The 20,250-nt window shown below is 43.1% G+C and carries 13 protein-coding genes; 8 read left to right on the top strand and 5 right to left on the bottom strand.

Annotated elements, in window-relative coordinates; genetic code table 11:
* Genes L4C33_RS04905 through tldD form a run of 5 tightly spaced genes read left to right on the top strand, consistent with a single transcriptional unit; the run spans position 1 to position 8,263 of the window.
* Positions 1-570: a Maf family protein gene (locus L4C33_RS04905; RefSeq protein ID WP_428811331.1), complete on the top strand. Its 570-nt coding sequence runs from the start codon at positions 1-3 to the stop codon at positions 568-570.
* Positions 571-589: 19 nt separating this feature from the next.
* Complete coding sequence (rng, locus tag L4C33_RS04910; RefSeq protein ID WP_428811332.1) at positions 590-2,059, top strand: ribonuclease G; 1,470 nt, start codon at positions 590-592, stop codon at positions 2,057-2,059.
* 10 nt (positions 2,060-2,069) lie between these two features.
* Complete coding sequence (locus L4C33_RS04915; RefSeq protein WP_428811333.1) at positions 2,070-5,951, top strand: YhdP family protein; 3,882 nt, start codon at positions 2,070-2,072, stop codon at positions 5,949-5,951.
* Between the two features lie 33 nt (positions 5,952-5,984).
* A complete protein-coding gene (locus tag L4C33_RS04920) occupies positions 5,985-6,815 on the top strand; it encodes a carbon-nitrogen hydrolase family protein (RefSeq protein ID WP_428811334.1) in 831 nt (276 codons plus the stop codon).
* Positions 6,816-6,817: 2 nt separating this feature from the next.
* Entirely contained in the window at positions 6,818-8,263 is a 1,446-nt protein-coding gene (gene tldD, locus L4C33_RS04925; RefSeq protein WP_428811335.1) for a metalloprotease TldD, read from the top strand.
* Positions 8,264-8,385: 122 nt separating this feature from the next.
* Here the strand turns inward: tldD and L4C33_RS04930 are convergent, their stop codons facing one another.
* Positions 8,386-9,762, bottom strand: coding sequence for a PhoH family protein (locus L4C33_RS04930; protein WP_428811336.1), 1,377 nt, complete (start codon positions 9,760-9,762; stop codon positions 8,386-8,388).
* Positions 9,763-10,213: 451 nt separating this feature from the next.
* Here L4C33_RS04930 and rapA point away from each other — a divergent pair, with 451 nt between their 5' ends.
* From rapA to L4C33_RS04945, 3 genes are all read left to right on the top strand, one after another.
* Complete coding sequence (gene rapA / locus L4C33_RS04935; protein ID WP_428811337.1) at positions 10,214-13,123, top strand: RNA polymerase-associated protein RapA; 2,910 nt, start codon at positions 10,214-10,216, stop codon at positions 13,121-13,123.
* Between the two features lie 70 nt (positions 13,124-13,193).
* Positions 13,194-13,928, top strand: a complete 735-nt coding sequence (rluA, locus tag L4C33_RS04940; RefSeq protein WP_428811338.1) for a bifunctional tRNA pseudouridine(32) synthase/23S rRNA pseudouridine(746) synthase RluA — start codon at positions 13,194-13,196, stop codon at positions 13,926-13,928.
* A 48-nt stretch (positions 13,929-13,976) separates the two neighbouring features.
* Positions 13,977-14,939 carry a D-2-hydroxyacid dehydrogenase gene (locus L4C33_RS04945; protein ID WP_428811339.1) on the top strand — a complete coding sequence of 321 codons (963 nt, stop codon included), beginning with the start codon at positions 13,977-13,979 and terminating at the stop codon, positions 14,937-14,939.
* An 83-nt stretch (positions 14,940-15,022) separates the two neighbouring features.
* On the opposite strand, the gene L4C33_RS04950 is transcribed toward L4C33_RS04945, so the two are convergent.
* The 4 genes from L4C33_RS04950 to argR form a co-directional block, all read right to left on the bottom strand.
* Entirely contained in the window at positions 15,023-15,460 is a 438-nt protein-coding gene (locus tag L4C33_RS04950; protein WP_428811340.1) for a universal stress protein, read from the bottom strand.
* 90 nt (positions 15,461-15,550) lie between these two features.
* The gene (locus tag L4C33_RS04955) at positions 15,551-18,130 is read right to left on the bottom strand and encodes a TRAP transporter permease (protein WP_428811341.1); all 2,580 of its coding nucleotides are present in this window, start codon (positions 18,128-18,130) and stop codon (positions 15,551-15,553) included.
* Between the two features lie 274 nt (positions 18,131-18,404).
* Positions 18,405-19,373 (bottom strand): TAXI family TRAP transporter solute-binding subunit, encoded by a 969-nt coding sequence (locus L4C33_RS04960; RefSeq protein WP_428811342.1) that lies wholly within the window; start codon positions 19,371-19,373, stop codon positions 18,405-18,407.
* Positions 19,374-19,721: 348 nt separating this feature from the next.
* A complete protein-coding gene (gene argR, locus L4C33_RS04965; RefSeq protein ID WP_428811344.1) occupies positions 19,722-20,192 on the bottom strand; it encodes a transcriptional regulator ArgR in 471 nt (156 codons plus the stop codon).
* Positions 20,193-20,250 lie beyond the last annotated feature (58 nt).

Genomic DNA, 20,250 nt, shown 5'->3' on the forward strand with positions numbered 1-20,250 from the left:
ATGACGACTGATTTTAAATTGGTATTAGCTTCGGGGTCTCCGCGTCGTAAAGAGCTGCTCACTCAATTGGGGTATGAATTTACGGTTCTTAAAACAGACGTTGAAGAAGTTAAACAAGAACATGAGTCTGCTCATGAGTATGTTCAAAGACTTGCTCATGATAAAGCTATTGCGGGGTTGGCCTTAGCGGATAAAGACAGTGTGGTTCTTGGTTCAGATACTGTCGTCGTCATTGATGGAAAAGTATTAGAAAAACCACAAGATTTTGCGGACTCACAACGAATGTTACTCCAGCTTTCTGGAAATCAACATCAAGTGATGACAGCGGTGTCTGTGGTATCAGAAAAAGAACAGCAAACAGTAGTTGTTACTACTGACGTATGGTTTAAGTCCCTTAGTGAAAAAGAAATAGAACAATATTGGTTATCTGGGGAACCATGCGATAAGGCTGGTAGTTATGGAATTCAAGGATTAGGGGGGCGTTTCGTCACCCGAATCGAAGGTAGTTTTCACTCTGTAGTAGGTTTGCCTTTATTCGAAACTGACCAGCTCTTGCACAAATTTTTATAATTAATTTTTGAGGTGCACAATGAGTGCTGAGTTGCTGTTGAACGTGACCCCGAGTGAAACTCGTGTGGCCATGGTTGAAGGTGGAACCCTTCAAGAAATCCATATCGAGCGTGATGCACGCCGCGGCCTTGTTGGTAATATATATAAAGGGAAAGTAAGCCGTGTTCTACCTGGAATGCAGGCTGCATTTGTAGACATTGGTCTAGAAAAAGCGGCTTTCCTACATGCATCAGATATTGTCCCGCATACCGAGTGTGTCGCTGAAAATGAGAAAAAGCAGTTTCAAGTTCGCGATATTTCGGAACTGGTTCGTCAAGGGCAAGACATTGTCGTGCAAGTTGTTAAAGACCCTTTAGGAACTAAAGGCGCACGTCTAACAACGGATATCACACTCCCTTCTCGTTATTTAGTTTTCATGCCTGGGGCAAGCCATGTTGGTGTGTCTCAGCGTATTGAAAGTGAATCTGAACGTAATCGTTTAAAAAAAGTCGTATCACATTACTGTGATGAACATGGTGGCTTTATCATTCGTACTGCCGCAGAAGGTGCAGATGAACATGAACTGTCACAAGATGCGGCATTCCTTAAACGTTTATGGCTCAAAGTACTAGAGCGTCGTGGCAAGCATAAGTCGCGCACACGCCTATATGGTGAGCTTGGCTTAGCTCAGCGTATCCTTCGAGACTTTGTAGGCACTGAGCTGAGTAAAATTCAGATCGACTCTCGCCTTGAATTTGAGAATCTAAAAGAATTTACATCTGAATATGTCCCTGAACTGACCAGTAAGTTGGAGTTGTACGAGGGAGATAAGCCTATTTTCGACATGTACGACACCGAAAATGAAATCCAACGTTCTTTAGATAGAAAAGTTGAACTAAAGTCTGGTGGTTATCTCATCATTGATCAAACAGAAGCAATGACGACGGTTGACATCAATACTGGTGCATTTGTAGGACGTCGTAACCTAGAAGAAACGATTTTCAATACTAACGTAGAAGCAACTCAAGCTATTGCTCGTCAGCTACGACTGCGTAACCTCGGTGGCATTATTATTATCGACTTTATTGATATGCTTTCAGAAGAGCACCGTAAGCGTGTACTTACTTCTTTAGAGGCTGCATTAGATAAAGATCGAGTGAAGACTAATATTAACGGTTTCACTCAACTAGGCTTAGTAGAGATGACTCGAAAGCGCACTCGTGAAAGCATTGAACATATTTTGTGTTCTAGCTGTCCGACATGTGAAGGTCGAGGAAGCGTTAAGACAGTTGAAACGGTTTGCTTTGAGATATTACGCGAAATCACTCGTGTTAATCGCGCTTATGATGCTGATAAATTTGTGGTTTATGCCTCACCTGCGGTTGCTGAAACTTTAGAAGGTGATGAGTCACATGCCGTCGCTGAACTTGAAGTCTTCATTGGTAAACAAGTGAAGATTCAAGCAGAACCGCTTTATATTCAGGAACAGTTTGACGTTGTAATGATGTAATGGATATTTTGTGAGCCCTATTGTTACTCGCCTTCTGCGAGGGTGTTTGTGGTTAATCGTTACAGCTTTGGTGATCTTAGCTGTAGCCGTGACTGCACTGCGAATCACCTTACCTAATCTTAATAGCTATAAATCTGAAATTGAAACTTGGGTTAATGGTGCCTCAGAACTGGGGTTCACCATTACTGAAGTGAGTGGTTTTTGGCGCAATACCCATCCCTCAATCGCCTTACAAGGCGTTAAAGCCAACTTACCACGCAATGAAGGTGTTCATTTCTCTGTTGAGCGTTTAGAGATTGAGTTTGATCTAATTCAATCCATCTTTACTTTAAGGCCTGTTGTGGCTGATTTAACAATGAATGAATTGTACTTGGACGTACGCCCCCTAGATATCTTAGGGAGTAAAGCTAAAGGTACTTCACAGCCTACAACCCCAGAGCCTAGCTCGTCCTCAAACCTTGTTCCTGAGCTTGATAACTTATTACTGCGAACTCTTATTGATTTCACACTGAACGATTCAGTTATCCTATACACCACGATTTCTAACGAAGACCGTCAGTTAGATATTGATCGGTTAAAGTGGCGAAACTCGGGCAAGCATCACCTTGCTGAAGGGGTGGTTAGCGTTGCGGGTACCGATATCAACTCTTTGTCAGTAAGTGCTAACTTTATTGATAATGGGTCACTAGCTAATGTAACCGGTGAGTTTTACGTTAGTGCAGAGCATATCTCTGTTAAGCCGTGGCTGACTCAGTATATTCAAACTGAGTCTGGTATTGAGACAGGTACAGTAAGTTTTAATAGCTGGCTGACATTAAAAAACAGTAAACCGACAGATGCTTATGTTGAAGTACTGCCATCGGAGCTGAGCTGGGAAGAAGGTGCAAAGCACGATCTGATTTTTGAATCTGGTGTTTTCAAACTCGTTCCAACTGAAAGTGGTTGGCAAGTAAATGGTCACTCACTTAACTTACGTACCGATGAACTAGAGTGGCCGGAGCTTGATATTGCTTTTGATTGGCAATCTGATTTTTGGCAATTGAACGTATCACAAGTGGAGATTCAGACTCTTACTCCCTTGATCAAGCTATTGCCAGAGTCAACGGACTCTAGTGAAATGCTTTCTATTTTGTCTCCGGGCGGGGTGATTGAAGATGTACGCGTGTCTATGTCTGGTGGGCTCGATACTCTAAAGTATTCAGCAGAAATAACAGATGCTTCGATGAAGCAGTGGGACTTACTTCCCGGTTTCAATCATGTTACTGGCTCGCTATCAGGAACAGCAACGGAAGCAAAAGCCACTATTTCGGTTATTGATGATGTTTTCCCATACGGTGATGTTTTCCAAGCGCCATTGAATATCAAGCAAGGTCTCGTCAATATTGTTTGGCAAAGTGACGACGAAGGATGGCGTTTATGGTCAGATAAAGTCACAGCAGCTACTCCAGATTTACAAGTCTTAGGAGCATTCCGCTTAGATTTCCCTAAAGAAGGAAATGCATTTCTTTCTTTTTATGGTGAGGCCGACGCATACAATGCGGGTGAAACCTGGCGCTACTTACCAACACTGGCATTAGGACAGGATCTCACCGATTACCTTTCAACAGCTATCCAAGGCGGTCACGCCGAAACAGTTAAATTGCTTTGGCATGGTGAATTGACGCATTTCCCATACAAAGAAAACCAAGGTATTTTTCAAATTTGGGTAGGGTTAGAAGACGCTAAATTTAGCTTCGATACCGCTTGGCCAACCATTACCGATTTACAGCTTGATCTGTTATTTGAAAATGAAGCAATGTACCTCGACTCTCGCTCTGCTCAATTAATGGATGTTAAAGCAAAGCGCATAACAGGGCAGATACCAGACCTTGCTGAAAATGGTCATATTGAAATAACAGCGAGCGCTACTGCTTCTGGTAATTCAGTTCGAGATTACATGACTGCGACACCTTTGGTGGACTCGGTTGGTGCTGCTTTGACTGCACTTCAAGTGAGTGGGGATGTTACCTCTGAATTTCATTTAAACATTCCTTTTACACCAGACATAGAGCCAAGAGCTTGGGGGTACGCTGATCTAGCGGGCAATCATGTGGATATCGAAGCGCCGCCGATGACATTGGAAAATGTGACTGGTCGTATTGAATTTGATAATGATGTGATCAACGCGAATGGCCTATCTGCTGAGTTGTTAAAGCAGGCAATCTCTGTTGATTTTAAAGGGGAAAATGACGGGGCTGGCTATGCCGTTAATATCGATGTATTGGGTGATTGGGACGTAGAACCGCTAATTCCATACGTCGGTGAGCGTTGGCTTTCACCTATATCCGGTCATGCTCCTTGGCAGTCTGGTATTGATATTCAGCTTAATGATGTCGGTTTTACCTATCAGCTCGATCTTCAGTCTGATCTTAAGTTTATTGAAAGCAAATACCCGTACCCGCTTACCAAGTCTTCACTTGAAAGTGGTTCAGCTAGGTTACAAGCATCTGGTAATCAGGAGTCGATTACTGCACGTGTTCAACTGCCGAATACTAAGTATCAAACAGAAATTGATATAACCGGTGATGTCCCGGTACTGACTGCAACGAATTTAGTTATTGGGCGTGGCGGCTTTAAAATTAGCCCTGTAGCAGGGCATCAAGCCCTTGTTCGAACCGATAAGTTCGATATAGATAAATGGTCAACTTTCTTCGTGGAGCCTGAAGTCGCTTCCGTTGCTGTATTAAGCCAAATGAAAACACCGGAAATACCAATGCCGAAGAAACTTTCTTTACAAAGTAAGGAAGTCACTTTAGGTGGTATTAAGTGGAATGATGTTGATTTTAGTGCGCGTAAAAAGAATTTAGCTTGGCAGATGGAAGTGAAAAGCCAGGAAGTCGAAGGTGATATCAACTATTTAGAGCCTTATGACTTAACGGTTTCACTAGACCGATTGCACATTTTTGTTCCTGAATGGGATAAGAAAGATGAAACGGATTCACTCATCCAGGCGAAAGAAAAGTCGGCACCACTTATTTCTGATTTTGACCGAAAAATCCATGAAATGATGCCAAACCTGACTTTATTGATCGAAGATTTTTGGTTACAAGGCTATAAAGTTGGCAAGGTGAATGTCGACTTACAGCGCCAAGATGACCGCCTTGAATGGAAAAAATTCCAGATTCGTAGTGGTAGCGTTGAACTTGATGTCGATGGTTGGTGGAAGCTAGCTGGAGATGTGAGTCAATCGAAGCTGAACTTAGATGTAAAAGGTGAGAATAACAGTGACTTAATGGAGCGTTTTGGTATCACATCAGGCATTCAAAAAGCGCCATTCGAGCTAGAAGCAAATGCAACCTGGAATGGCTCTCCTTGGGGGGTTGATACAACAACCTTAGATGGCTCGGCTAAAACAAAATTTGGCAAAGGTGTTATTTCTGACGTTAGTGGGGCTGCACGTTTATTAGGGCTATTTAGCTTAGACTCGATTATTCGAAAAATGCAGCTCGATTTTACCGATGTTTTTGATAAAGGTATGGCCTTTAATTCAATTACAGGCAGCGGTGAAATGCAAGATGGTGTATTTGTCACTAACAACATAGAGATGGATGCTGTCGCGGGTGAAATGAAGATCAGCGGAATGGCTGACCTGAATACTCGACTTGTTGATGCTGAGGTTAATTTCACTCCAGATATTACCTCTGGTATTCCAGTTCTTACGGCTTTTGCAGTGACGCCACAAACGGCTCTTTATGTATTGGCGATCACGACGGTTATTTCACCCGTAGTTGAGGTGTTTACTCAGGTTAACTATGAGGTGAAAGGGCCATTAGACTCACCAACCGTTAAAGAGCTATCACGTAGTCGTGGCGAATTTAAACTGCCTGAAAAACTCAGAAAAGAAGCCCAGTAGTAGTGGCTAAGTAAAGATAAAGTAGGAAAACACATGGGACGTGTTGGTATTATTCAAATGACATCAGGGCCAGATCCACTCGAAAATATTGAATGGATTGAACAACAGGTCAAAGTCTTGTCGAATCAAGGGGCGCAATGGATAGTGACCCCTGAAAATGCAATCATTTTTGGCTCTCGTGCTGATTATCATGAGCATGCTGAGCGATTAGCTGATGGGCCAATTCAAAAAAAACTGGCCCGAATTGCCAAACAGCACCGCATTTGGCTCGTGATAGGTAGTATGCCAATTCAGAGCGAACATGGTGTGACGACAACCACTTTAGTCTTCGATGACTTTGGTTCTCTAGTCGGCCATTACGATAAGTTACATATGTTTGATGTCGATGTGGCTGATGGGCATAAACGCTATCGAGAGTCAGATACCTTCACTGCGGGTAATAAAGTCGTTACTCTAGAGACGCCTTTTGCTCACCTTGGTCTGAGTATTTGCTATGATGTGCGCTTTCCACACCTATACTCTCAATTAGTGAGAGAGGGTGCCCAGGTCATAGTGGTTCCTGCTGCTTTTACCGCTGTTACTGGCGAGGCGCATTGGGAAGTGTTACTACGTAGCCGAGCTATTGAAACGCAATGCTGGATTGTTGCTGTCGGGCAAGGAGGCGTTCACCCTTGTGGCAGGGAAACATGGGGACATTCGTTAGTGATTGATCCATGGGGAAGAATAATTAATCAGTTAGATCAAGCGGCTGGCAGTATGTTTGCTGATATTGATCTGGCGGTAAACGAACAAGTACGGCGTAATATGCCAATTGAACGACACACTCGATTCAATAACCACTTTCAAATTAATAATAAGAGCTAGATATGAGCATTAATCAGATTGAAGATGCACTACTAAAACCGACCGGGTTAACTGAGCAAGATATTGCTGATACTTTAGCGAGTATTGCTACGCGTCAAATTGATTACGCTGATATCTATTTCCAATCAAGCTGGCATGAATCTCTTGTCTTAGAAGACAGCATCATTAAAGACGGTTCATTCAACATTGATTGTGGTGTTGGTGTTCGAGCTGTAACGGGTGAAAAAACAGGTTTTGCTTACTCTGACCAAATTCAATTAGACGGTCTGAAACAAAGTGCGATTGCTGCTCGTGGTATTGCGCAGCAAGGTAAGAACGGAACGGTTCAAGCGTTTAAGCGTAATCAAAATCAAGCGTATTACGATGCGGTTAACCCATTAGCAAGTTGGGAAAAGCAGCAGAAGACTGAGTTGCTAAAAGCTCTTGATGCGTATATCCGTACTAAAGAGCCTATGGTTCAAGAGGTATCAGTTAGTCTAAGCGGTGTTCATGAGCAAATGCTTGTGGCTGCGACTGATGGTACTTACGCAGGTGATATTCGCCCATTAGTTCGACTTTCTATCAGTGTGTTAGCTCAGAAGGGTGATCGTCGTGAGCGCGGTAGTGCTGGTGGCGGTGGTCGTTTTGGTTACGACTTCTTTTTAAGCGATAGTGAAGGCTCACAAGTAGCGTATCAATTTGCCGATGAAGCTATTCGCCAAGCACTAGTGAACCTTGAAGCTGTTGCAGCCCCTGCTGGTGCAATGCCTGTTGTTCTTGGTTCTGGCTGGCCTGGTGTATTACTTCATGAAGCTGTAGGCCACGGTCTAGAAGGTGACTTCAACCGTAAAGAGTCATCGGTATTCTCTGGCAAAGTAGGCGATCAAGTAACGTCTAGCTTATGTACTATCGTTGATGACGGCACGCTGAAAGATCTTCGTGGTTCACTTAACGTCGATGATGAAGGTGTAAATGGCCAATACAATACACTAATTGAAAATGGTGTATTGAAAGGCTACATGCAAGATAAACTCAATGCTCGTTTAATGGGCGTTGCTCCTACTGGTAACGGTCGTCGTGAGTCTTACGCTCATTTACCTATGCCACGCATGACTAATACGTACATGTTGCCAGGTGAACATACACCAGAAGAGATCATTGCAACGGTTGAAAAAGGTATTTATGCACCGAACTTTGGCGGCGGACAAGTTGATATAACTTCTGGTAAGTTCGTTTTCTCAGCGTCAGAAGCGTACATGATTGAAAATGGTAAAATCACTCACCCAGTGAAAGGTGCTACCTTGATCGGTTCTGGTATTGAAGCGATGCAACAAGTGTCGATGGTCGGTAATGACCTAAGCCTTGACCGAGGTGTGGGAGTTTGTGGTAAAGCGGGGCAAAGTGTTCCTGTCGGTGTTGGTCAACCTACACTAAAACTTGATTCTCTAACGGTCGGTGGTACTGAGTAGCTTCTCAACTCTGACAATTAGAATAATGGAAGCGCTTCGATTGAAGCGCTTTTTTGATCTTAGGGTTTGTAATTTATAGATAGGTTTTTATTCGCCTTACCTTAATTACACCTAATTAATGATTACATGTTTTCTTCTGCAAACTCTGCCAGTCGGCTACGAACCACGCCATTCAAGTGGATATTGGCGCTGCCTTCAAAATTCTTAAATTTCTCAACCATATAAGTTAACCCTGATGTTACCGGGGTTAAGTATGGTGAATCAATTTGAGCAAGGTTACCGGAACAGACAATCTTAGTCCCTTCACCACATCGAGTAATGATGGTTTTGATTTGAGAGGCCGTTAAGTTTTGGCATTCATCCAGTAAAACAAAAGCATTTTGGATGGAACGTCCACGCATGAAGTTAATCGATTTGAATTGAATGTTGGCTTTATCGCAAATGTACTTCATTGACCCTTCGGTACAATGATCATTCTTGTGTAGAGCCTCTAGTGTATCGGTTACTGCAGCAAGCCAAGGCAGCATTTTCTCTTCTTCTGTGCCAGGTAGAAAGCCAATGGACTCTCCGATATCAGGAGTATTACGAGTGACGATGATCTTATCAAACATGCTTCGTTCGATGGTTTGTTCTAGCGCGGCGGCCATAGCAAGTAAGGTTTTACCACTCCCCGCAGCGCCAGTTAAGATCACCAGATCAATTTCAGGGTCTAGTAGCGCATCCATAGCCATCCCCTGATAAATGTTTTTAGGAGTAATGTCCCAGGCTCGACGATGCATCATGCGTTCGCGGCTTAGATCTCTCAGAGTCACCGTTTCCGGGGTTATTTCTTCTATCCGACCTGCAAAATCACTTTCTTCATCAAGGATATACTGATTAATGAAAGTCGGTTCAAAAGGTTCTCGGTCGAGTGTGTGCAATGTTTTACCGTCGAATACTTTGCTTTCAACTTGATCGATGTCTTGCCAAAAACTCCCCTTACGAGTTTGGAAGCCTTTGGTGAGATATTGCACATCATCAATTAACTGGTCGGTTTGATAGTCTTCAACAAAACGAACGCCAGCACCTTTGGCTCGTAGGCGCATGTTGATGTCTTTGGTGATAAGGATGACTTGTCGAGGAGCCCGCTTGTTTTGCAAGTAGATAACCGCATTGAGGATACGATTATCACCAGCCTTATCTGAAAAGGCTTTAACGGTTTCTTGTAATTCAAAATCAGCAAGAATGGATATAGTGCCAGAGGCATCAGTGTCATTAGTAAATGGGACCCCTTCTGAAATTTTATCAGGGGTGGCATCGTGGAAAAGGTCTTCTAAAGCACGAATGGCAACACGAGCATCGCGAGCAACATCACGCTTGCTGTCTTTAATTCGGTCTAGCTCTTCAAGCACAGTCATAGGGATTACAACGTCGTGCTCATGAAATGAGTAAATGGCGAAGGGTTCATGAAGTAGGATATTGGTATCCAAAACAAACAGTTTCCGATCGGTATCGCCCATAGCATCTCCTTGCCGCAGTGCGGCTTGCCTAGCATTAACTTATTGCCAGCAGAGGTTGTAGAGCGTCTACTTAGTTTGGTACTTCAGTAGGCTACTCAACGACTTACTCGCAAACCTAATTGATACCAGATGAGTATTTTTAACCAACAAAAATACCCATCGTTAGTATGAGTATAGCAATCTGTCGCAACTAGATTAGGCACGAGTTTTTGACAGTTTGATTTCAGTATCGATATTGGAAAAAAAAGCACTGAAACGTACCCTTTAAGCGTGACCTAAATCACAGCTTCAAGTAAGATTAGCGACCTTTTTCGACGCCATTTACTCACAAGCTTTATTATCGTGAGCTGCATTTAAAAGTGGCGGCAAATTGAACATTTTTGACTAATATAAGAATGTTCAATTTTTAAAATAGACTTAATGACACATAAGAAGATGAGGTAGTCGATTCATGACATTTGCTTTGGGGCAACGCTGGATTAGCGATACGGAAAGCGATTTAGGTTTAGGTACCGTTGTAGCAATGGATGCTCGAACTGTGACACTAATGTATGCAGCGTCAGAAGAAAACCGTGTCTATGCACGTACTGATGCTCCCGTAACCCGAGTAACCTTTAATGTTGGTGACGTAATAGAAGCTCAAGAAGGCTGGTCACTGAAAGTTGAAGAAGTCATCGAAGATCAAGGGCTATTCACTTACCTTGGTACCCGTGAAGACACTGAAGAAGCAGGTATTGCATTACGTGAAATCTTCTTAAGTAATCAAATTCGCTTTAATAAGCCTCAAGACAAACTCTATGCGGGTCAAATTGATCGCATGGATAACTTTGTTTTGCGCTACCGTGCTTTAAGCAATCAGTACCAGCAGCATAAAAGCCCAATGCGTGGCTTATGTGGGATGCGTGCTGGCTTAATTCCGCACCAGTTGTATATCGCCCATGAAGTTGGCCGCCGTCACGCACCACGTGTATTGCTTGCTGATGAAGTAGGTTTAGGTAAAACTATTGAAGCTGGCATGATCATTCACCAACAAGTGTTGGCTGGTCGTGCTGAGCGTATTCTTATCGTGGTTCCTGAAACGTTGCAGCACCAATGGCTAGTTGAAATGATGCGTCGTTTCAACTTGCACTTTTCTATCTTCGATGAAGAGCGTTGTATTGAAGCATTCGCTGAGTCGGACAACCCATTTGATACCCAGCAATATGTACTGTGTTCTTTAGATTTTCTACGTAAGAGCCGTAAGCGTTTTGAACAAGCGTTAGAAGGTGAGTGGGATCTATTAGTTGTCGATGAAGCGCACCATCTAGAGTGGAGCCAAGAGAAACCAAGCCGTCAGTACCAAGTAGTTGAAGGCCTAGCTGAAAATACTCCTGGCGTACTTTTGTTAACAGCAACGCCTGAACAGCTTGGTCGTGAAAGTCACTTTGCTCGCCTTCGTTTATTAGATCCAGACCGTTTCTATGATTACGAAGCGTTTGTGGCTGAAGAAGATCAATATGCGCCAGTTGCCGATGCGGTGACAGCCCTATTTTCAGGTATCAAACTAGAAGCTGACGCAAAGAATCAAATTACAGAATTACTTTCAGAGCAAGATGTTGAGCCTCTATTCCGTATCATTGAAAGTGATAGTACTGAAGAAGATAAAGCAGCCGCGCGCCAAGAGTTGATTGATAACTTGATGGATCGTCACGGCACTGGTCGAGTTCTGTTTAGAAACACGCGTGCTGCGATTAAAGGTTTCCCTAAACGTAACGTTCACCTGTTGCCTATGGATATTCCAAGCCAATACACTACTTCAATGCGTGTATCGGGCATGATCGGTGGCAAAATGGCACCAGAAGCTCGTGCTATGAAGATGCTTTACCCAGAAGAGATTTTCCAAGAGTTTGAAGGGGAAGACTCAAGCTGGTGGCAATTCGATTCACGTGTGAATTGGTTGTTAGACAAGATCCAAGATAAGCGCAGTGAAAAAATCTTAGTGATAGCATCTCGTGCAAGTACAGCGCTACAGCTTGAACAAGCATTACGCGAGCGTGAAGGTGTGCGTGCGACTGTTTTCCATGAAGGTATGTCGATTTTAGAACGTGATAAAGCAGCTGCTTACTTTGCTCAAGAAGAGGGCGGTGCTCAGGTTCTTATTTGTAGCGAGATCGGTTCTGAAGGTCGTAACTTCCAGTTCGCTAACCAGTTAGTCATGTTCGATTTACCGTTCAACCCTGACTTGTTAGAGCAGCGTATCGGCCGTTTGGACCGTATTGGTCAATTACGTGACATTGATGTTCATGTCCCTTATCTGAAAGGAACGTCGCAAGCGATTCTTGCGCGTTGGTTTGATGAAGGCTTAAACGCTTTCGCTGAGACGTGTCCAACTGGTCGCACAGTTTACGACAAATTCTCTTCTGACCTGATTGAAATGCTGGCATCTGGTAATACCGAACAACTGGATGAAGTGATTGAAGAGTCCGCTAAGCTAAATCAATCGTTGAAAGCTGATCTGGAAAAAGGTCGTGACCGTTTATTAGAAATGCATTCAAACGGTGGCGATAAAGCCGCTGAAATCGCTGAGAAAATTGCAGCGACAGATGGTGACACTAATTTAGTGACATTCGCGTTAAGCTTGTTTGATACCATAGGTTTGAATCAAGATGATAAAGGCGAAAACGCATTAGTTGTTACGCCTTCTGAACACATGATGGTGCCAAGTTACCCTGGTTTACCTTACGAAGGTGCGACGATCACATTTGATCGTGAAACGGCGCTTTCTCGTGAAGATATGAACTTCATTAGCTGGGAACACCCGATGATCCAAGGTGGTATTGATTTACTACTGAGCGAAGGTGTTGGTGCTTCTGCTGTATCACTGCTTAAGAATAAAGCGTTACCTGTTGGTACCATTCTTCTTGAGCTTATTTACCTTGTTGATGCTCAAGCGCCCAAGCGCAGTGGCATTAGCCAGTTCTTACCACAAACGCCAATTCGTTTAATGATGGATGGCCGTGGTAATGATCTTTCAGCACAGGTTGAATTTGATAGCTTTAACCGTCAATTAAGCCCAGTGAATCGCCACCTAGCGAGCAAGCTGGTGACTTCGGTTCAAGCTGAAGTACATAAGTTGATTGAAGCGGGTGAAACGCAGGTTCTACCTAAAGTGGAAGCGATTCGTGAGCAAGCTCAGAAAGACATGCAGGCGAACCTAAATGGTGAGCTTGAACGTCTACAGGCATTAAAAGCGGTAAACCCGAATATTCGTGATGAAGAGTTAGAAGCGATTGAAACACAAATCGCTCAGCTAACGGGTTACATTGCAAAAGCGCAGGTACAACTCGATTCATTACGCTTAATTGTGGTTTCGCATAACTAAAATAGCCTTTTTAGGCTGATAAATTAAATAAAGCCCGAGCTTAAACTCGGGCTTTTTTGTGAGGTTTTAAATGGCAATGTTGGAATACACTCCACCAACGGATCCTTGGATCGATATCGTTTATCAAGACGACGATATCTTGGTTGTGAATAAGCCGTCAGGTTTACTTTCTGTGCCTGGAAGATTAGCTGAACATTACGATAGTATGTGGAGCCGCTTGGTTGCCGAATTTCCAGAAATCCAGGTTGTGCATCGCTTAGATATGTCGACTTCAGGCTTAATGTTACTAGCGAAGCATAAAGAAGCTGAGCGCTCATTGAAAAAGCAGTTTCAATATCGCTTAACTCACAAAATTTATTATGCTCGTGTATGGGGTAAAGTAGAGGAAGCTGAGGGCTTGATTGATCTCCCTTTGATCTGCGATTGGCCTAATCGACCAAGGCAAAAAGWTTGTCACGATGATGGCAAGCCCTCTCAAACTCGCTTCCAAGTTGTCCATCATGAAGAGCGCACCACTTTGTTACGGTTATTGCCAATTACTGGGCGCTCTCATCAATTACGGGTCCACACTATGGAAATCGGTCATCCTATTGTTGGCGATGAATTTTATGCCACGCCGGAAGCATTGGCGCATTCAGATAGGTTGGATTTACATGCGTGTGAATTAAGCTTTTATCACCCAGCGGATAATCAGTTATTTACAGCGTTTGTTCCATGTGACTTTTACCCTGAGGCTGAACCACAAGTAAAACAGCATTTTGAAATTGCGCCGGATCTACCAGACTACAAAACGTTGAAAGCGTAGACTGTATAGCCTAATCATTTCAACCTGTGTTCTAAATAAGGAAGTTATATGTCTCGATTAAGCGTGGTCTTTTTAGATAGGGCGACGATCCCTACGCAAATTCAGCTCAAAGTACCTGAGTTTGACCATGAGTGGATTGAGTATGACTTTACCCAGCCTGAACAAGTTAGCGAGCGTATTGCTAGCGCTGATATCGTGATAACCAATAAGGTTGTGTTAAATGCGGATAATCTGACTGGTGCGGACAAGTTACGTTTAGTGGCTGTATCGGCAACAGGCGTCAATAATGTGGATTTGAGTTATTGCGCCCAAGCGAAAATAGCAGTCACTAACATTCAAGGTTACGCGACACAATCGGTTCCAGAACACGTTATTGCTATGTTGTTTGCGCTAAAACGCAACCTCGTTGGTTACCATCAAGATATAAAAGAAGGTGAGTGGCAGCGTCATAAACAGTTTTGCTTCTTTACTCATTCAATTCAAGATGTTGCGGGTAGTACTTTGGGAGTGATAGGCAGTGGCGGGTTAGGGCAAGCTACGGCTGCTTTGGCGAAATCTTTAGGCATGAATGTGATGTTTGCTGATCGCAAAGGGGCGGAGCAATGCAGGGAAGGCTATTTACCGTTTGAGTTGGTCATGCAATTAGCTGACGCGATTACTCTTCATTGCCCATTAACGGCTGAGACCCATAACCTAATTGGTGAACGAGAATTGAACATGATGAAGCCTTCGTCTGTTTTGATTAACGCTGGAAGAGGTGGGTTAGTCGATGAAGAAGCTTTGGTGTGTGCGCTTAAAGAAAGGTGTATAGCAGGAGCGGGTGTTGACGTATTTACTCAAGAACCGGCGGATGAAAGTAACGTGTTAATAAAGAATATGGATATGCCTAATCTTTTACTGACTCCTCATGTTGCGTGGGGGAGTGATTCTTCTATTCAAAATCTGTCCGATATTCTTATCGATAACCTAAATGCTTTTGCCCAAGGTTTATCGAAAAACCGCGTTATTTAGTATTAACCTGCCTCCAATGAAAAAGGTTGACGCTTTCACGTCAACCTTTTAAATATTCTAGCTTCTAGCTTCTAGCTTCTAGCTTAGCCTTGTGGCTTCACAACCAACACGTTGATTGGCGAATTCTGCACAACTTTGCTCGCGACAGAACCAAGCACTACTTTATCAATCTTAGAGCGCTTATGGCTTGGCATGATGATCAAATCTGCACCAAGTTTTTCTGCATAATCTAAAATAGTCGAGTAAGTCTTACCTTCCGCAACATGGACTTTGTAAATGACTTCGTCATCAATATGTTGGTCAGCAAACTCTTTTAGTTGAGCTTTAACATCCATTTTCATTTGATTAGCGGCATCTTTCGGGAAGTAGGATGCGACCATCGACATGTGAATGCCTGGTAAAACGTTTAATAGATGAACTTCAGCGTTACTGTGTTTTGCATGCCAAACAGCAAGCTCAACAGCTTTGTCGGAAAAGCCTTTGTCGTTCAAGTCGACTGGAACAAGGATTTGTCTATACATGTTTTGCTCTCTTTTTAATGAGCACCTAGTTATATTCTAGGTGCTACCATTATCCTTTCCATTACAAAGGGCTAGTCTCAGCCCCATGCATTACGCGCTGATTTCGTCCTTACGAGCACGCCTTCTTTGGTTCATTGCTAAACCAATCAATATCAATAGAGAAGGTAGGAATACCCATTCTTTCATAGGGCGATCCGCATCTTGAATAACAGATTTGATTTCCCAATCGAAATCAATACCAGATGCTTCTGCAGGGCTTCCGAATTCAACCATGTCGACGATCATCTTACCTTCATTTTCAGTAAGCATTAGACCCATAGATGAAACACGTTCTTCACCAGTTGTTGCAGATTCTTCAAATGGTAAGCGAACAGTTTTCTCTGAGTAATCACCTTCAAGGTTTTCACCACCAACTCTCAACTCAAGTGATTGTCCCACAGAAAGTTTTTCAGTTATTTGAGTAATCTCAACTCCAGGTGAAAGAACTTTCGCAGGGTAAATCATGTCCCACCAGAAACCTGGGCGGAAGAAAGAGAAAGTTAGAACTAGTAACAAGATGGTTTCCCACCATTTGTTCTTAGTAAACCACCAACCTTGTGTTGCTGCAGCAAAAATCAAAACAGCGGTAATCGAAGAGAAAATCGTCAGCGCTAGATGCCACCATGAATCAATACCCATCAACAATAGCTGAGTATTAAAAATGAACATGAAAGGCAATATCGCGGTTCGAATATCGTAGGTGAAACCTTGGATACCCGTCCGAATAGGATCTGATTTTGCAATAGCCGCAGCTGCAAACGCCGCAAGGCCTACAGGTGGCGTATCATCGGCCAGAATACCGAAGTAGAACACAAATAAGTGAACCGCAATCAGTGGAATGATAAGGCCGTGCGCAGCACCTAGAGTTACGATTACTGGTGCCATTAGCGTTGATACAACGATGTAGTTTGCCGTTGTTGGCAAGCCCATACCGAGGATCAAGCTGATAACAGCAGTGAATAGCAGCATGAGAATGATGCTACCACCGGAGATAAACTCAACGAAGTCTGTCATTACCAAACCGATACCTGTCAGTGTAACCACACCAACAACCGTACCTGCAGCTGCAGTTGCTACACCGATACCGATCATGTTACGAGCACCAGAAACTAAGCTTTCTGCTAAGTCGACAAAACCTTGTTTAGTTTGCTCTGCGATATCGTCAGTTTTAGACATTACTGCAATAAGAGGGCGCTGCGTGATTAGGATAAATACCATAAACACAGTTGCCCAGAACGCAGACAGACCTGGAGAGAAACGTTCAACGGTTAGACACCAGACTAGAACGACGATAGGCAGTAAGAAATGTAAACCAGATTTAATCGTTGGACCCGGTTCAGGGACTTCTGTTAGCTCAGCATCAATTTCCATGCTGCCTTCTTTCGCATACTTTGCAGACACGCGAATTAAAGCTAGATAAGAAATAAGTAGTGCGATAGTAACGATAGGAGTCGCGGCTGCGCCGAAGACGTCTTTAGTCCAACCTACACCGTAGTATACCGCTGCGCTGATCACACACAGACCTAAAATAGTACCTGTGAAGGAAAGCAGACTTTGAACAATCGTTGGAGTACGACGACGAGGAAGTCCCGTCATGCCTGCTTTACATGCTTCTAAGTGAACAATGTAAATCAGAGCAAAATAAGAAATCAGGGCAGGAAGTAAAGCTGCTTTAATTACTTCAACGTAAGAAATTCCCACATATTCAACCATCAAGAATGCCGCTGCACCCATGATTGGCGGTGTTAATTGCCCATTAGTTGAAGCTGCAACTTCTACCGCACCTGCTTTTGTTCCTGGGAAGCCAACGCGCTTCATTAGAGGAATCGTAAACGTACCAGTTGTCACAACGTTAGCAATTGAAGAACCAGATACCAGACCAGACAAACCAGAAGCAACAACCGCAGCTTTTGCTGGGCCGCCTTTCATGTGGCCAAGTAAAGAGAAGGCAACTTTGATGAAGTAAGCACCGGCACCYGCACGCTCTAGCATTGCACCGAATAGTACAAAAAGAAAAACGAAAGAAGTCGAAACGCCTAATGCAACGCCAAATACACCTTCAGTAGTTAGCCATAGGTGAGACATCGCTTTGTTTAGGCTTGCCCCTTTATGTGCAATAACGTCTGGCATGTGAGGGCCGCCAAAAGTGTAGAGCAGGAATACTGCGGCTACGACCATTAGTGGTGGGCCAAGAGCACGACGAGTTGCTTCAAGAAGAAGTACCATGCCGGTTACAGCTGCAACAATATCAAATGTAGTAGGTGCCCCTGAGCGATCGGCTAGCTCGGCATAAAAGATATAGATATAAGCAGCAGAAAAACTACCTGCAAGCGCAAGTCCCCAATCAATCGCTGGGATGTAGTCTCGAGGTGAGCTTTTTAAAGCAGGGTAAGCAGTAAATGCTAGAAATACAGCAAAGGTTAAATGAATCGCTCGCGCTTGAGTATCATTGAGTACTGCAAAATCAAATATAAACGGCAGCGGAGAAGCATACCAAAGTTGGAATAGTGACCAGCATAGTGGCACGAACCATAAAATACGACCTTGAAGACCTTTTGGACTTCTTGCTCCAGTATCGGATTGGGCCACCATTTCTTGCACATCTGAAGACGGTGTCGTTGTCTGCGTCATGTACTTTATCCTTATTATTGATGGTCTAGTCAAAATGAATGACTAATTAGAACCATATTTAGCATCTATTAGTGTAGTGAATAGATGGAAAATTGCTCTGAGTTTTGGTTGTTCTTAGGTATATCGAAGGTAAGTCATCAAAGTGAGACGACTTAAAGTTGTGTCGCATTTCACGCTTAACTTTAATTTTTACTAAACATAGTTTTAGGAAGCGTAAAACCCAATAAGGAGGCTGATCAAAGCCTCCTTATTGATTGAGTAGGCTAAAGTTAGGTTACTTTAGAAGACCTACTTCTTTGTAGTATTTAGCAGCACCTGGGTGAAGAGGGATAGAAAGACCTGCTTTCACCATATCTTCTTTCTTCAGGTTAGCAAACGCAGGGTGTAGGCGTTTGAAAGTAGCAAAGTTTTCGAACACTGCTTTTGCAACGTTGTAAGCAACTTCGTCAGAAACATCTGTCGTAGTTACCATAGTTGCAGCAACACCAAAGCTGTTTACGTCAGCTTCAGTACCACGGTACATACCAGCAGGAACTGTGCTGTAAGCGTAGTATGGGTTATCTGCTACGATTTTATCGATTTGAGCACCCGATGCTGAAACTAGTTTAGCGTCACATGAAGTTGTTGCTTCTTTGATTGATCCGTTCGGGTGACCAACCATGTAGATGAATGCATCAATTTTGTTGTCACAAAGAGCTTGAGAACGCTCAGAACCTTTAAGTTCAGATGCTAGTTTGAAGCTATCGTTAGTCCAACCCATTGCATCCATAACAACACTCATTGTTGCACGGTCACCAGAACCAGGGTTACCGATGTTTACGCGCTTACCTTTAAGGTCAGAAACGTTGTCGATACCTGCGTCAGAGCGAGCAATAATGTTGAATGGTTCTGTATGTAGAGAGAACATTGCGCGTAACTTCTTGTATTCGCCTTGTTCTGCAAACTTACTTGTACCGTTGTAGCCGTGATATTGCCAGTCAGACTGTACAACACCGAAATCAAGCTCACCGGCACGCATAGTGTTTACGTTGTAAATAGAACCACCAGTAGACTCTACTGAACAACGAATGTTGTGATCTTTACGGCCCTTGTTTACTAGCTTACAAATAGCACCGCCAGTAGGGTAGTAAACACCAGTTACAGAACCAGTACCAATAGTGATGAACTCTTGAGCGTTAACTGCGCCAGCGCCCATTACAGCAGCTGCAATTGCACCAACTTTAATAAGTTTGTTAAATGCCATGAATTTCCCTTCCTTTATTCATTATTAACCCTGAAACAAGTGTAGTTGTTTCTGGAGTTTCCTATCTGGAAACGGCACCTTTTTCAATCCGTCCGACGAAAAAGTGGCTGAATAATAGCAAAAATTGGCAGAAAATTACTCAATTGTTAAAACATATAGCAAATAAGTCTAAGTTTTGCTGCGGAAATATGATGCTTTTCACAAGGTTATGTTTTTAAAAATCAATAACTTGATCGAGGAATTGGAATGAAAGATGGATATTCTAGGATGTGATATGGATCACGGAAGAAATGATTAATCGTGATCCATTAAAATTAGGAATGATTTTAAGTACGTTTGGCTCGGTTTTTAACCTGCGTATTCAAAGAGTTCACACACTGATTCGAATAACTGTTTTGTAGTGACAGCAAGGGTTGGGGTAATGAAAATTGTATCATCGCCAGCGACAACGCCGAGAATACCTTCAGACTTACCTAATGAATCTAACAAGCGAGCGATTAGCTGTGCAGCGCCTGGGCCTGTGTGAATAACTACGAGTGCAGCGTTATGATCGATATCGAGAACAAGTTCTCGCAATGAGCTCGATACTGTAGGAACCCCGAGTTCTGCAGGTAAGCAATAAACCATTTCCATTTTGGCATTGCGAGTTCTCACAGCACCAAACTTGGTTAGCATACGTGAAACTTTAGACTGATTGATGCTTTCAAAACCTTCATGTTTCAGAGCGTCAACGATTTCACCTTGAGAACCAAAGCGTTCTTCTTTCAGTAATGCCTTAAAAGCGCGAACTAAGTTGTCTTGTTTTTCTGTATTGCGCATGGTTTTTATCTTATCTATTAATAAAGTCATTGCTGCATATTTTCGCATACATATGCAA

It is taken from the genome of Vibrio makurazakiensis (assembly GCF_050337375.1).
Lineage (GTDB): Bacteria > Pseudomonadota > Gammaproteobacteria > Enterobacterales > Vibrionaceae > Vibrio > Vibrio makurazakiensis.

Bases quoted from the DNA above. Each gene is read 5' to 3' on its own strand.
- L4C33_RS04905 (WP_428811331.1), top strand. From the start codon at position 1: ATGACGACTGATTTTAAATTGGTATTAGCTTCGGGGTCTCCGCGTCGT.
- rng (WP_428811332.1), top strand. From the start codon at position 590: ATGAGTGCTGAGTTGCTGTTGAACGTGACCCCGAGTGAAACTCGTGTG.
- L4C33_RS04920 (WP_428811334.1), top strand. From the start codon at position 5,985: ATGGGACGTGTTGGTATTATTCAAATGACATCAGGGCCAGATCCACTC.
- tldD (WP_428811335.1), top strand. From the start codon at position 6,818: ATGAGCATTAATCAGATTGAAGATGCACTACTAAAACCGACCGGGTTA.
- L4C33_RS04930 (WP_428811336.1), bottom strand. From the start codon at position 9,762: ATGGGCGATACCGATCGGAAACTGTTTGTTTTGGATACCAATATCCTA.
- rapA (WP_428811337.1), top strand. From the start codon at position 10,214: ATGACATTTGCTTTGGGGCAACGCTGGATTAGCGATACGGAAAGCGAT.
- L4C33_RS04945 (WP_428811339.1), top strand. From the start codon at position 13,977: ATGTCTCGATTAAGCGTGGTCTTTTTAGATAGGGCGACGATCCCTACG.
- L4C33_RS04950 (WP_428811340.1), bottom strand. From the start codon at position 15,460: ATGTATAGACAAATCCTTGTTCCAGTCGACTTGAACGACAAAGGCTTT.
- L4C33_RS04960 (WP_428811342.1), bottom strand. From the start codon at position 19,373: ATGGCATTTAACAAACTTATTAAAGTTGGTGCAATTGCAGCTGCTGTA.
- argR (WP_428811344.1), bottom strand. From the start codon at position 20,192: ATGCGCAATACAGAAAAACAAGACAACTTAGTTCGCGCTTTTAAGGCA.